Origin of the sequence: Bradyrhizobium sp. BWC-3-1, assembly GCF_032917965.1 — a bacterium.
Taxonomy (GTDB): domain Bacteria; phylum Pseudomonadota; class Alphaproteobacteria; order Rhizobiales; family Xanthobacteraceae; genus Bradyrhizobium; species Bradyrhizobium canariense_D.
Map to the genome: position 1 here is coordinate 3,695,325 of NZ_CP136625.1, position 13,214 is coordinate 3,708,538.

At 60.7% G+C, this 13,214-nt stretch carries 13 protein-coding genes; all 13 read left to right on the plus strand.

What is annotated here, in order from left to right; genetic code table 11:
* Positions 1-97: 97 nt before the first annotated feature.
* The 13 genes from fdhD to RX329_RS17795 all read left to right on the plus strand — a co-directional run bounded on the left by fdhD (position 98) and on the right by RX329_RS17795 (position 13,208).
* On the plus strand, positions 98-955 hold the full coding sequence (fdhD, locus tag RX329_RS17735; RefSeq protein WP_085384174.1) for a formate dehydrogenase accessory sulfurtransferase FdhD: 858 nt from the start codon (positions 98-100) through the stop codon (positions 953-955).
* Positions 956-1,098: 143 nt separating this feature from the next.
* Positions 1,099-1,464 (plus strand): PepSY domain-containing protein, encoded by a 366-nt coding sequence (locus RX329_RS17740; protein ID WP_143273850.1) that lies wholly within the window; start codon positions 1,099-1,101, stop codon positions 1,462-1,464.
* 197 nt (positions 1,465-1,661) lie between these two features.
* Positions 1,662-3,440: a thiamine pyrophosphate-requiring protein gene (locus RX329_RS17745; RefSeq protein WP_085384176.1), complete on the plus strand. Its 1,779-nt coding sequence runs from the start codon at positions 1,662-1,664 to the stop codon at positions 3,438-3,440.
* Positions 3,437-4,534: an enolase C-terminal domain-like protein gene (locus RX329_RS17750; protein ID WP_085384177.1), complete on the plus strand. Its 1,098-nt coding sequence runs from the start codon at positions 3,437-3,439 to the stop codon at positions 4,532-4,534. Before RX329_RS17745 ends, RX329_RS17750 begins: the two co-directional genes overlap by 4 nt.
* Positions 4,535-4,661: 127 nt before the next feature.
* Complete coding sequence (locus RX329_RS17755) at positions 4,662-5,471, plus strand: hypothetical protein (RefSeq protein ID WP_094183652.1); 810 nt, start codon at positions 4,662-4,664, stop codon at positions 5,469-5,471.
* A complete protein-coding gene (locus RX329_RS17760) occupies positions 5,464-6,132 on the plus strand; it encodes a gluconate 2-dehydrogenase subunit 3 family protein (protein ID WP_085384179.1) in 669 nt (222 codons plus the stop codon). Before RX329_RS17755 ends, RX329_RS17760 begins: the two co-directional genes overlap by 8 nt.
* Positions 6,122-7,774: a GMC family oxidoreductase gene (locus RX329_RS17765; RefSeq protein WP_317246191.1), complete on the plus strand. Its 1,653-nt coding sequence runs from the start codon at positions 6,122-6,124 to the stop codon at positions 7,772-7,774. The genes RX329_RS17760 and RX329_RS17765 overlap by 11 nt, the downstream gene beginning before the upstream one ends.
* Positions 7,775-7,784: 10 nt before the next feature.
* On the plus strand, positions 7,785-8,225 hold the full coding sequence (locus tag RX329_RS17770) for a PPC domain-containing DNA-binding protein (protein WP_094183653.1): 441 nt from the start codon (positions 7,785-7,787) through the stop codon (positions 8,223-8,225).
* 2 nt (positions 8,226-8,227) lie between these two features.
* Complete coding sequence (locus RX329_RS17775; protein ID WP_085361813.1) at positions 8,228-8,608, plus strand: sensory rhodopsin transducer; 381 nt, start codon at positions 8,228-8,230, stop codon at positions 8,606-8,608.
* A gap of 12 nt (positions 8,609-8,620) precedes the next feature.
* Positions 8,621-9,700 (plus strand): SDR family oxidoreductase, encoded by a 1,080-nt coding sequence (locus tag RX329_RS17780; protein WP_085384182.1) that lies wholly within the window; start codon positions 8,621-8,623, stop codon positions 9,698-9,700.
* Between the two features lie 9 nt (positions 9,701-9,709).
* On the plus strand, positions 9,710-11,491 hold the full coding sequence (locus RX329_RS17785) for a glycoside hydrolase family 15 protein (RefSeq protein ID WP_317246192.1): 1,782 nt from the start codon (positions 9,710-9,712) through the stop codon (positions 11,489-11,491).
* 209 nt (positions 11,492-11,700) lie between these two features.
* Positions 11,701-12,360, plus strand: coding sequence for a Crp/Fnr family transcriptional regulator (locus RX329_RS17790; RefSeq protein ID WP_244561223.1), 660 nt, complete (start codon positions 11,701-11,703; stop codon positions 12,358-12,360).
* Positions 12,361-12,485: 125 nt separating this feature from the next.
* Positions 12,486-13,208: a DUF4396 domain-containing protein gene (locus RX329_RS17795; protein WP_085384184.1), complete on the plus strand. Its 723-nt coding sequence runs from the start codon at positions 12,486-12,488 to the stop codon at positions 13,206-13,208.
* Positions 13,209-13,214 lie beyond the last annotated feature (6 nt).

Here is a 13,214-nt window from a genome sequence, read left to right on the forward strand (position 1 = left end):
CGATGTTGAACAGCGGGAGCGGGGCCCGACAATGGATGATGGCCAGGGAACGCGGTTCGATGGCTGAGGTTGCCAGAAGCCAACCTCGGAGCGGGATATGCAGGATCGTTGTACGCGCGACAAACCAGAGCTGGTGTGGCGCGGGCGTAGCCCGATTCCATCCTCACGCAAGGTCGCAGAGGAACGGCCGATAGCGCTCACGTACAACGGCTCGACTTACGCGGTGATGATGGCCTCTCCCGTTGACCTCGTGGATTTCGGCGTAGGCTTCAGCTTGAGCGAGGGCATTGTGGAGCATGGCGGGGACATCATCAGCATCGAAGTTGTCGAGCTCGAGCTCGGTTGCGAAGTGCGGATCTGGCTCGACGATTCCCATGGTGACCTCCTCGCCAACAGGCGGAGGGCGATGGTCGGGCCGGTCGGCTGCGGCCTGTGCGGAATTGAAAGCCTGGAACAGGCTTGCCCGCGGCCGACGCGCGTAGTCAGCGAGGGCGGGTTTCGCCCCTTCGACCTTCTGGAGGCGATGCGCTCCTTGCGACCGCTCCAACATCATAACCAGGCGACGGGCGCGATGCACGCTGCGGCCTTCTGGGACGGCCATGACATCCGATTGGTAAGGGAGGATGTCGGACGCCACAATGCACTGGACAAAGTCGCTGGTGCGGCGGCCAGAGCCGGCCTCGAAACGTCCCGGGGGGCTGTCCTCATAACCAGTCGGGTCTCCGTCGAACTGGTCCAGAAGACGGCCCGAATGGGCGTGCCGTTGCTCATCGCCGTGTCCGCGCCGACTTCGCTGGCGATCGAGACCGCTGAGCGTGCCGGCGTAACGCTCGTCGGGGTCGCGCGCGATGATGGCTACGAAATATTTAGCCACGCAGGCCGACTTAGCTTTGGAGAGGAAGAGTTGGATTCCGCAGCGTTGGCTGCTTCTGAATTGCTTTCCGCAAGGCCTTAATATCCAGCTCTTCCCAAAGAACTTCGTGTGCCTTCGTTCGGTCTCGTACCGACATCGCATCACTCCAACTTTTCGGGTCGGAACGTCCGAAGCCTTCCGGCGCTGTGATGATATTCCGTCCAACAAAACTGAAGGAGACAACGATGAAGACCACGCTCTTGGCGGCCCTTTTGCTCGCCGCAACCGTTTCCGGCCCGGCACTCGCGCAAAGTGGAACTGGCTCTACGGGTACCTCTCAGTCTGCCGCCACCTCCGGTCAGACTACGGCAGCACAGAAAATTCAGGATGATCTTAAGAAGGCAGGCTTCACCGACATCAAAGTCGTGGCCGAATCCTTCGTCGTTCAGGCCAAGACGAAGGATGGCAACCCCATGGTGATGACGATCGGTCCTCATGGCATGTCGGTGTTCGAAGCAATGAACACGACCACCACTGGATCTGGCTCAGCAAATAAATCTCAGGGCACCACCGGCCCCAGTTCTTCGAACAATGACGCCAACTCAAAGTAGGTTGTCGCACCTGCGGCGAACATTGCGGTTCACCAGAACGAGCCCGCAATGTTTGCCCGGTGATGCGAGCATCGATGAACAAAGCTGATGCGTACGGGAGCGTACGAACATCCAGGGCACGAGCAGGCAAGTTCTGAAACGTTCTGATTGTCTGATCGTTGCTCCAGCGTAACGCGCGACGCCCGTGAGAAAATCCAATGAACGTCAGCGAATTTGTTTGGCATCGGCTCTCGGAATGGGGTTTGAGCCGGGTGTATGGGTACCCAGGTGACGGCGTCGGAGGACTAGATGTCGCGCTCGAACGCGCGAAAGACAAGATCGAGTACGTGCAGGTCCGGCACGAAGAGATGGCGGCCTTCATGGCTTCCGCTCACGCGAAGTTCACGGGGCAGGTGGGCCTTTGCTGTGCGACTTCTGGGCCTGGCGCAATTCACCTTCTCAACGGACTGTACGACGCCAAGATGGACCACGTCCCGGTGGTTGCGCTCGTCGGCCAGCAGGCAAGGAGTGCAATCGGGGCGAGCTATCAGCAGGAAGTCGATTTGCAAGTCCTGTTTCAGGACGTCGCCGAATACGTCGCGCAGGCAAGCGTGCCTGAGCAGGTGCGTCACTTGATCGATCGGGCCGTACGCATTGCAGACAACAAGCGCGCCGTCACCTGCGTGATCCTGCCCAAGGACGTGCAAGAGTTGGACTACCAGGATCCGCCTCTCGCACATGGTGCGACCCACACCGGCATCGGCTATGCCGAGCCGGCAAAGCAGCCGCAAGACGATCGGGTACGCGCGGCCGCCGAGATACTGAACAACGGTAGTAAAGTTGCGATGCTGGTTGGCGCGGGGGCACTGGATGCCACCGATGAAGTCATCGCGGTTGCCGAGCGTCTCCAGGCGGGGGTGGCCAAAGCCCTGCTTGGAAAAGCGGTCCTCCCAGACGATCTCCCCTTTGTAACGGGCTCTATCGGACTGCTCGGCACAAAGCCCAGCTGGGACCTCATGAAGAACTGTGACACCTTTCTGATGGTCGGCTCGGCGTTTCCTTACAGCGAGTTCCTGCCGAAGCCCGGGTCGGCGCGCGGCGTTCAGATTGATATCGACGGCGCCCGGTTGAGCCTGCGCTATCCGATGGAGATCAACATCGTTGGAGACAGCTCTACAGCCTTACAGGCACTGCTGCCACATCTTCAGCAGAAGCAGCAAAATTCGTCGTGGCGACGGGGCATTGAGGAGGGCGTGCAGGAATGGTGGCAGACGCTCGAGGAGCGTGCCATGGATGCAGCAGAGCCTCTCAATCCGCAGCGCGTATTCTGGGAACTCTCGCCCCGCCTGCCTGAGAACGCAATCATAACCGCGGATTCGGGATCGGTCGCAAATTGGTATGCCCGCGATCTGAAAATGCGCCGGGGCATGAAAGCTTCGCTTTCCGGAGGTCTGGCTTCTCTCGGTGCCGGAACACCCTATGCCTTGGCGGGCAAGATGGCTTATCCGGACAGGACGGTGATCGCGTGCATGGGCGACGGCGCCATGCAAATGAATGGACTTAACGTCCTGATCACGATCTCGAAATATTGGCAGACGTGGTCAAATCCACACCTGATCGTCCTTGTTCTCAACAACCGCGATCTCAATCAAGTCACGTGGGAGGAGCGGATTCAGCTCGGGGCAGGAAAGACGCTATCGACCCAGAGCATCCCGGACTTTCCGTATCACCGCTACGCCGAGCTGATCGGCCTCAAAGGCATCTTTGTCGACGATCCGGAACGCCTGGGTGCCGCCTGGGATGAAGCGCTAACGGCGGATCGTCCTGTCGTGCTTGAGGCGTATACGGATCCAAACGTGCCGCCCCTGCCGCCCCACATCACCCTGAAGGACGCCAAAAACTTCATCAGCATGATTCCTTCCGAGCCGGAGCTTGGGAGCGTTCTGAAGAACAGCGCCAAGGAGTTGCTGACAACCGTGCTACCCGGGAAGGGATGATGGCCGAGTTCTCCATCGATGCAATGAAAGCGCGCGCCTTCCAAGTTCCAACCGACCGGCCCGAGGCGGACGGGACCATGAGTTGGAATTCCACGACTCTGGTCCTGGTAGAAATCGCCGCCGGCGCCAAGTCAGGGATCGGCTACACGTATTCTGATCGCAGCATTGCCGCGCTGATCGCAGGCAAGCTCGCCTCGGTCGTCCGCGGGAAGGATGCCCTGGCACCTCAGGCCGTCTGGAGGGCGATGCAGCGCGCGGTCCGCAACCTGGGTCGCGAAGGTCTGGCGGCGAATGCGCTCTCTGCCGTCGATGCAGCTCTTTACGATTTGAAGGCGCGGCTCTTGGATGTGCCATTGGTTCAGCTACTCGGAAGCTACCGTACGACTGTCCCGATCTATGGAAGCGGAGGCTTCACGACCTACTCCGACGGCGAGCTGGCCCAGCAGCTCGGCAGGTGGGTTGCCGATGATGGGTGCAAGGACGTCAAGATGAAAGTGGGCTCCGAGCCGGACCTCGATCCGCACCGCGTGCAGGTCGCATGCCGTGCGATTGGCGAGCGCGCCAATCTCTTCGTCGATGCAAACGGCGCCTATTCGGTGCAGCAGGCGCTTCAGCTTGCGGACGTATTCGGGCGGCACGGCGTCAAATGGATCGAGGAGCCGGTGTCCTCGGACAATCTCCAAGGTCTGCGCGCGGTTCGCGCCCGTGCCCCGGCGGGCATGGAGGTCGCTGCAGGCGAGTATGCCTATACGACCGACTATGTGCGCGAGATGCTCGAATCCGGCGCCGTCGACGTGCAGCAAGCGGATATTACACGGTGTGGCGGCGTGACGGGCTTCCTGCAGATAGCCTCGCTTTGCGAGGCGCACCACATCGACCTGTCAGGTCATTGCGCACCCGCTCTGCATCTTCACGCCGCCTGCGCGGCGCCGCGGCTGCGGCACCTGGAATGGTTTCACGACCACGTTCGCATCGAGCACATGCTCTTCGAGGGCGCGCCGACGCCACGTGATGGGGCGATCGAGCCCGACCTGGCGCGACCAGGGAATGGTTTGATATTCAAGGAAGCGGACGCTGCACGCTATGCGATCTAACCGAGCCGAAATCGAGAGAGCGCGCCGTGTCCCCCACGTCGCGCGAAGCGAACCAGAGCGCGCACGGGTGCAATCTTCGTTGACTCGTCCGGCCTCGCGTCTGAGATGGGGCGAGACAGAGACCGTCATGGCGGCGCGGCGGTTGAATCGAGCGGCGGGTACGCTGGCTGCATCGGTGCTTGCAGACAGTGCCGTTGAGCATTACCGGGGGTCGTTCAAGAACAAGGCGATGTTCACTCCGCTCGTCGTTGCCGGGCTGACACTGGCCATGAGCCTGCACGGCACGGCTGACATGCGTCCGGCCGCGCATAGAGCACGCGATACATCGTATCTGTTGGCAGCTGCCACTGGCCTGCTCGGAACCGGCTTTCACATCCACAACGTGACGAAGAAGGTGGGCGGGTTTAGCTGGCAAAACGCCTTCTACGGCGCCCCCCTTGGAGCTCCTATGGCTATTCTGCTTTCCGGGCTGTTGGGCTTTTGCTCGGAACGGTTGCGCGCCAATGGACGTCAACGACCTCACCGGGTGTTCAACTTTCCGGCGGGCGAGACGGTCGCTACCGTGACTGCGCTGGGCCTGCTCGGCACCACGGGAGAAGCAGGTCTGCTCCATTTTCGCGGTGCCTTTCACAACCCCTTCATGGCCGTTCCCGTCACTATCCCACCCATCGGGGCCGGTTTGCTCGCCGGTGCCGTGTTGAACGGCGGAGGGCGGACGCGCGGCCTCGCGCGATGGTGGATGCGATTGCTTGCCGCAATGGGTTTTATCGGCGTTGGCTTCCACGCGTATGGGATCTCACGAAATATGGGAGGCTGGCGCAACTGGAGCCAGAACATTCTCAATGGACCGCCCTTGCCGGCGCCCCCCAGTTTTTCAGGCCTTGCACTGGCGGGGCTCGCGGCGCTCGAACTGATGAGAGAGGCGCGGGATGCTTGATAGGAAGGCGGAGCGCCGCGCTGGGGAGTCTTACCCTGGCTACGACGTCCTTGCGAAATGGCGGAGCCCGTCCTGGAATGACAAGACCCGGGAGGTGGTGGCAGCTCGCCTGAGGGTAGCTGACGAGCCGCGCTTTTTCACCAGGGAAGAATTCGAAATCCTCGCCGCTGTCGCCGACCGCGTCGTACCGCAACCTTCATCAAGATCGCCCATTCCCGTTGCTGCGCTGCTTGACCGAAAGCTCGACGATGGTGTCATGGACGGTTATCGAACCGCCGGTCTGCCACGCGACGACGAAGCTTGGCGAACCGGGCTGAAAGCTCTCGATGCGGAGGCGCGGGCCCGCTACGTGAATCGCTTCACGGAAATCGATGACCCCGAGCAAGACGCTTTGCTGCGCTTCTGCGAAGCTGGGGAATTGAAATCACCCGAATGGGCGGGCATGCCGTCGAGAACCTTTTTCAAACACCGACTTCTGCGCGACATCGTTCTGGCGTATTACGCACACCCGATCTCCTGGAGCGAGATTGGCTGGGGCGGACCGGCCAGTCCGCGCGGCTACGTGCGCCTCGATTTCAACGATCGGGATCCGTGGGAGGCGGCCGAAGCAAAGCCGGGTCGCGAGGCTGACGCTCTGAGGGTCAATCGCAATGTCCGATGATCCCCGGCACACTCCCCGCGCACGGCACGGTCGCGCGCCCGACGTCTTCCGGCCCGGCGGCTGGGTGAGCATGAAAGGATATGCCGACCACGAAACGGTCGACTTCGTGATCGTCGGGACGGGCGCCGGCGGTGCGACACTCGCCTGCAAACTGGCCGAATACGGCTTCTCGGTGGTTGCCCTGGATGCCGGACCCTACTTTCGCCCTTTGGAGGATTTCGCCTCCGACGAGTCCGAGCAAACCAAGCTTTATTGGACCGATGATCGTATCGTCGATGGCGACAATCCCCTGCAGCTCGGAAGCAATAATAGCGGCAAGGCCGTTGGGGGCTCGACGGTGCATTTCGCAATGGTGTCGCTTCGGTTCCGGCCGGAATGGTTCAAAGCAAGGACCAAACTCGGATACGGTGCGGACTGGCCCATCGATTGGCGCGAGATGTGGGCTTACTATACGGAGGTCGAGCAGGCCCTCAAAATATCCGGACCTGTCAGCTATCCTTGGGGGCCGCCGCGTCCGCGCTATCCCTATCCCCATCCGCTCAACGCTGCAGCCCGCGCGCTCGCGCGCGGCTGTGAAGCCCTCGGTATTGCCTGGACGGAAACACCGCTTGCAACCCTCTCTGCGCCGCGTGGTCTCGCGCATCCCTGCGTCTATCGCGGCTTATGCGTGACCGGTTGCTCGACCAATGCTAAGCAAAGTGCCCTTGTGACCTGGATTCCGCGCGCTCTGTCTGCCGGCGCCGAGATTCGCGATCTCGCCATGGTCGGCCGGATCGAGACCGACGCGAATGGCCTCGCCGCCGGTGTCCATTATCACCGTCAAAACAAGTGGCACTTCCAAAAGGCACGCAACGTGGTGGTGGCTGGCTATGCGATCGAAACGCCGAGGCTCTTGCTGAATTCGGCAAACAACAAGTTTCCTGACGGCCTGGCAAACAGTACCGGGCTTGTTGGCAAGAACCTCATGGCACAGGCAAACCAGGCCGTGTGGGGCGAGATGGACGAAGAAGTTCGCTCGTACAAGGGACCTCCGTCCCTCGCAATCACCGAGCACTGGAATTACGAGGACGAAGGGAAGGACTTCTTTGGCGGTTACGCCTACATGAGCCAAGGCCCTTTGCCGCAGCTCTGGGCCAACACACAGGCAACGGCGCACGGTCTGTGGGGAGCACGGCTGGTCGAGGAGATGAAGCGCTACAATCACGTTGTCGGCTTGAAAATCGTGGGCGAGATGCTGCCCCAAGAAAACAACCGCGTCACTCTGGCGGACGAACTAGATCAGTACGGGCTCAGAATTCCGCGCGTGACCTATTCCTGGTGCGACAATGACAAGCGCCTGATCAATCATTCGATCGCCTTCATGAGCCGAGCTCTGGGCGCAATTGGCACCAGAAACATTTGGGTCCAGGAAGACGACACCTGTCACCTCAATGGAACGGCCCGGATGGGCGATCGACCGGACAGCAGCGTTGTCAACGCAGATTGCCGCAGCTGGGACATCCCCAATCTGTGGATCTGCGATGGCTCTGTTTTTCCCACCGTGGGCGGCGCGAATCCTTCCCTCACGATCCAGGCAATTGCATGCCGCACGGCAGACCGAATCCGTACCCTGTCCCGACTGGGAGAGATCAGATTGAACTAGGAGGATGAGGATGAGGCACAAGCGTCTCAATGACGGCCCGCAGCGAACCTTTGCGGTCGTCCTCGACAGCGGCGATGAGGCGATGGAAAGCCTCAAGTCGTTTGCGGCAGAGCAGCGGCTTTCTGCAGCGCAAGTGACCGGCATCGGAGCATTCAGCGGTCTGATGCTGAAATACTTCGATTGGGAAAGTAAATCTTACCTCGAGAACCGTGTGGACGAACAGGTAGAAGTTGCCTCGCTTGTCGGTGATGTCGCGGTTTCGCCTTCGGGCGAACCGTCCGTGCACATTCATCTTGTCGTCGGCCGGCGCGACGGTACGGCTCTCGCCGGCCATCTGGGATCGGGCTGGGTGCGTCCCACCCTCGAGGTGATCGTAACCGAAAGCCCCACGCATCTTCAGAAGGAGCGCGACCCAGTGACCGGGCTGGCGTTGATCAAGCTGGAGCGATGACAATGCAGAGTATCGGACGCACACTGTGGGCGATCCCAGAAGGCTATATCCCAAGCGACAGCCTAAGCGACGCCCATGATCTCGTGTCTCACGAAGCGGCTTGCTTCCTGAACGTTGGCGAGAACGACGCCGACGTTCAGATCACTCTGTTTTTTGAGAACAGAGATCCGGTCGGCCCCTACCGGGTGAAGGTGCCAGCTCGGCGGACGTTGCATCTGCGCTTCAACGACTTGACAGATCCGGCGCCCGTCCCACGCGACACGAGCTACGCCTCCCTGATTGAAGCAAGTGCGCCGCTCATCGTCCAGCATACCAGACTGGATTCGCGCCAACCCGGGATGGCGTTACTCTCGACCATTGCCTATCCGGCCGTGCCGCAGTGAAGAGGTGTCCCGATGCAAAGCGAAGAGAGCGGGCGTGAGGTACCGGGCCGGTCACGCCCAGTTGTCGTGATTACCGGCGCATCGGCCGGGGTTGGACGGGCCATCGCCCATCGTTTCGGCCGCGCCGGTTACGCCATCGGTTTAATCGCCCGAGATGCGGAGGCTCTCGAGGAGGTGCGGCGCGAGATCGAGGGCGTGGGCGGACGGGCGGTCGTGATGCCTCTCGACGTTGCGGACGCCGGCGCTGTCTTTGCGGCCGCAGATCGTATTGCGTCGACGCTCGGTCCGATCGATATATGGATCAATGATGCGATGGTGACGGTGTTTTCGCCGGTCTGGCGCATGACGCCGGATGAATTCCGCCGTGTCACTGAGGTGACCTATCTCGGGTTCGTGCATGGAACGATGGCGGCTCTGTGCCACATGCGGCCCGCCAACAGGGGCACGATCATCCAGATCGGATCGGCGCTGGCCTACCGCGGTATTCCACTCCAGTCGGCCTATTGCGGTGCCAAGCACGCCATTCGCGGCTTCACAGATTCGCTCCGAAGCGAGCTAAGGCACGAGCAGAGCAGGATCAACCTCGTGATGCTTCAGCTGCCGGCGGTGAATACACCGCAGTTCGATTGGGCAAGGGCGCATATGTCCCATTCCCCCCGTCCGGTGGCGCCCGTGGTCGAGCCCGAGGTGATCGCGAATGCCGTATATGATGCGGCTCAAAGGCCCGCCAGGGAATATTGGATCGGCTTCAGCACTCTCAAGGTCATTTTCGGCAACATGATCGTGCCAGGGCTGCTGGATCGGTATCTCGCCCAAACCTGTATCAGCGGCCAACAGACGGATCGCCCAATAGACAGAAGCCGGCCGGACAATCTCGACCGACCGCTGGATGGTCTCCATCGTACGAGGGGCAGCTTTGGTTCGGAAGCGACCAACAGGGCGTTCGTCGGGTCTGCGAGCATGCTGCGACTTGCTCCATTGGCGGCGCTGCTGGGGACGGTTGCGCTGGCTCTGACCGTACAGAGGGGCGCGTCTCGCAGCAGACGAAGAGCAGCCGAACCTCGACGTCAACGCAATGTGCGATTTGGATGAGTGCTTGCCGTGGCGGTGAAGTTCATCGAGGATTACGGCCTGATCGGAGACGGCCAGACGGCGGCTCTTGTTCACCGTGACGGCTCGATCGATTGGCTGTGTTGGCCGCGCTTCGATTCGGATGCGTGCTTTGCGGCGCTACTCGGTACGAGCTCGCACGGATGTTGGAAGCTCGCACCGGTCGATGCCATCACTTCATCCAGCCGTCGCTATCGAGACGATACCCTCGTGCTGGAGACAGACTTCGAGCTGACAACAGGCCACGTCCGGCTGATTGACTTCATGCCGGTTGAGAACGACGCCTCTGCCGTAATCCGGATTGTTCGGGGCCTTGCCGGGAAGGTCAGCCTGCGCAGCGAGCTGGATCTTCGCTTCGACTACGGATCCTTGAGACCCGCACTGGAAATCGGTCAGGAACGAGCCGTGGCGTTCGTAGGACCGGATCTTGTCGTTCTACATGCGCCAACGCAGCTTTCGCAGCAGGGCACGTGCATCTTTTCGAAAGTGGAGGTCGGTGAAGGCGAAGAAATCGCGTTCTGTCTTCGCTATGGCAGCGCAACTGCGGCGCCACCTCCGCCGATTGCGGCGGGCGCAGCGCTGCGATCGACGGAAGAATATTGGCGCAGCTGGGTCGCGAAGTTCGCAATCAAAACGCAATGGCCTGAGGCCGTCAGGCGCTCGCTCCTGACGCTCAAGGCGATGATCTATCGCTCTACAGGCGGAATCGTTGCCGCTCCGACCACTTCGCTTCCAGAGGCGCCCGCCGAGAACCTGAATTGGGATTACCGCTATTGCTGGTTGCGTGATGCGGCGTTCACCATAACCGTTCTGCTCGACGCGGGGTACCACGAGGAAGCCAAGGCATTTCGCGACTGGCTTCTCCGGGCCGCGGGTGGCGAACCCGAGAAGATCAGGATCATGTACCGGGTGGACGGCTCGCGCCGGTTGGAGGAGTGGATCGCATCCTGGCTACCCGGTTATGGAGGAGCTCCGCCGGTCCGAATTGGCAACGCTGCCGCGGCCCAACGGCAGCTCGACGTCTACGGCGAACTCCTGGATTCCGTGGCTGCGGCAGCGAAGGCAGGCATTGCCCCGACCGAACGTGAAGGCAATCTGGTTGCGGCCGTGATCGGTCACGTCGAGCGGGTCTGGAACGAGCCCGACCACGGTCTGTGGGAATCGAGAGGGAATCCGCAGCACTATACTTATTCAAAGGTCTCGGCCTGGGCCGCGATGGATCGGTTCGTCCGCCGTGGCGATCTCCACAGATCGGCAGACGGCGGCTTTGTTAGCCGAATGGATGGATTGCGAGACCGGATGCATCGCGAAATATGCGAGAAGGCGTTCGACTCTGAACGACAGACATTCGTGAAGTATTACGGATCTGATGAAGTGGATCCAAGTTTGCTCAATCTTCCGCTGGTGGGATTTTTGCCCGTCGCGGACCGGCGCATCGCCAAAACCATCGCAGCGATCGAGCGCGAGCTCGTGCAAGAGGGCTACGTTCACCGCAGGTTGTCGGGTGAAATTCGTGAGGGAGCGTTCCTTGCGTGCAGCGGGTGGCTTGCGGAATGTCAGCTTATGCAGGGCAGGCGGGCGGAAGCGGAGCGCACCTTTGACCACCTCTTGCGGGCTCGGAACGAACTGGGACTTCTGGCCGAGGAGTTCAACGTTCGTGATCGACGCCTTGCTGGTTACTTCCCGCAGGGATTAAGCCATTTGGCATTGGTCCGAGCGGCCCTTCGGTTCGAGCAGAGGGCCTCAAATCGGGGTGATGGACACGGACCATAGTCGTAGTCCCGAAAAAGGAACCGCCTATCGCCCGATGCGTATTCTTCGCAGACCGTGGACGGTTCCGATCCCGGGTGCGGGGAGCAGCAGCAATGCAGGACGGTCAGGCGACAGGGCTGGTTCCGAGATCGATTGAGCCTGAAGCCCGCGTTGGGCCCTGCGCTGCACGGAACAAGTTGCTGCGTTGCATCCCAAAAACGGAGCTGACAGTGCTCCAATCGATCGCGACCGATGTCGAGATCAAGCCGCGTCAGGTCCTTCATCATTGGCGCTTGCCGATGGAATATGTCTACTTTCTTGGCAGTGGTCTCGTATCGGTCTCGGCCAAGGTCGAGGCCGGGCGCTTCGTCGAGGCTTGGCTGGTGGGCTCCGAGGGAATGATCGGCGCCCCCTGCGTTTTGGCGCCGGAGGATCCGATGCCGCCGCACCGTCGCGTCGTTCAGGTGGGCGGAACGGCACTGCGAATTCCGACGCCGGCCTTTCTCGCCGCGCTTGACGATCTTGGGGCCCTCCGTGGAGTGATCCTCGCCTACATCAATCTTGTCTTGTTTCAAACGTCACAGGTGGGAGCCTGCAACTCGCTCCATTCCGTCAAGCAGCGACTTGCCCGCTGGCTTCTGGTCGCGGCAAACGCAATGGAGTCCGGAGAACTGCCGATCACGCATGCTGTTTTAGCTCAATTACTCGGGATTCGTCGGGCTAGTGTCAGCGAATGTCTCGAGGCGTTCGAACAGGCCGGCATCATCCGCAATACCCGAGCAGCGATAACTCTGGTCGACCGGGCCCAGCTGGAGCATTCCGCCTGTTCGTGCTCTGGATTGATACAGCGCGAGTACGATCGGCAGATCGGCCGTCGCTTGCGTGCGTGAGAATTGAATGTGGAATAGCCAATTCTCCAAGCGCTCCGGCCCGAGACGATCGTGGGAAACCACAAAGCTCGATTTGGACGAAGGCGATCTTCACAACGTTTCTTCTCCGAGAAGACGGAGGAGCCATGATACCAATTTGGCTAAGAGATATCGCGCTGGCTTGTCTGGGTGTCGGATTTGTCTGCGCGGTCATCATCGCGATCGACCTCACCCGCCATCCACAGCGTATGTGGATCATGAATGTCGTCTGGCCAGTGAACGGTCTGTTCGGCACCGTACTGACGTTGTGGCTGTACTACCGGTTCGGCCGGCTTGCGGCCCGGGATGCGACTGAGCAGAACAAGCACTCCGACAGCAAAGAGGAGACGCCGTTTCCTGTCATGGTCGCGAAAGGTGCCATGCACTGCGGAGCCGGATGTACACTCGGGGACATCATCGCCGAGAGCCTTGCGCTCGCGTTTCCGGTGATTGCGATCTGGGCGGGATGGAAGAGTCTGTTTTCAGAGAAGATGTTCGCGGTCTGGGTGGTGGATTACCTATTCGCCTTCGTGCTCGGCGTCGCGTTCCAGTACTTCACGATCAAGCCGATGCGCGACTTGTCTCCAGGCGCGGGCGTCGTTCAAGCCGTGAAAGCAGACACTCTCTCGCTGACTGCGTGGCAAATCGGTATGTATGGATTTATGGCGATCGCGCAGTTCGCGATCTTCAGGAATCTCTTCGGGGTGAGGCTGGAGCCGTCGATGCCGGAGTTCTGGTTCATGATGCAGATCGCGATGCTTGCGGGCTTTTTCACGAGCTACCCAGTGAATTGGTGGCTTATAGAGACCGGCGTGAAAGAACGCATGTAGGCAAGA

Excerpts from the sequence above, each read along its gene's own strand:
- fdhD (WP_085384174.1), top strand. The coding sequence starts at position 98 with ATGCAGGATCGTTGTACGCGCGACAAACCAGAGCTGGTGTGGCGCGGG.
- RX329_RS17740 (WP_143273850.1), top strand. The coding sequence starts at position 1,099 with ATGAAGACCACGCTCTTGGCGGCCCTTTTGCTCGCCGCAACCGTTTCC.
- RX329_RS17745 (WP_085384176.1), top strand. The coding sequence starts at position 1,662 with ATGAACGTCAGCGAATTTGTTTGGCATCGGCTCTCGGAATGGGGTTTG.
- RX329_RS17750 (WP_085384177.1), top strand. The coding sequence starts at position 3,437 with ATGATGGCCGAGTTCTCCATCGATGCAATGAAAGCGCGCGCCTTCCAA.
- RX329_RS17755 (WP_094183652.1), top strand. The coding sequence starts at position 4,662 with ATGGCGGCGCGGCGGTTGAATCGAGCGGCGGGTACGCTGGCTGCATCG.
- RX329_RS17760 (WP_085384179.1), top strand. The coding sequence starts at position 5,464 with ATGCTTGATAGGAAGGCGGAGCGCCGCGCTGGGGAGTCTTACCCTGGC.
- RX329_RS17765 (WP_317246191.1), top strand. The coding sequence starts at position 6,122 with ATGTCCGATGATCCCCGGCACACTCCCCGCGCACGGCACGGTCGCGCG.
- RX329_RS17770 (WP_094183653.1), top strand. The coding sequence starts at position 7,785 with ATGAGGCACAAGCGTCTCAATGACGGCCCGCAGCGAACCTTTGCGGTC.
- RX329_RS17775 (WP_085361813.1), top strand. The coding sequence starts at position 8,228 with ATGCAGAGTATCGGACGCACACTGTGGGCGATCCCAGAAGGCTATATC.
- RX329_RS17780 (WP_085384182.1), top strand. The coding sequence starts at position 8,621 with ATGCAAAGCGAAGAGAGCGGGCGTGAGGTACCGGGCCGGTCACGCCCA.
- RX329_RS17795 (WP_085384184.1), top strand. The coding sequence starts at position 12,486 with ATGATACCAATTTGGCTAAGAGATATCGCGCTGGCTTGTCTGGGTGTC.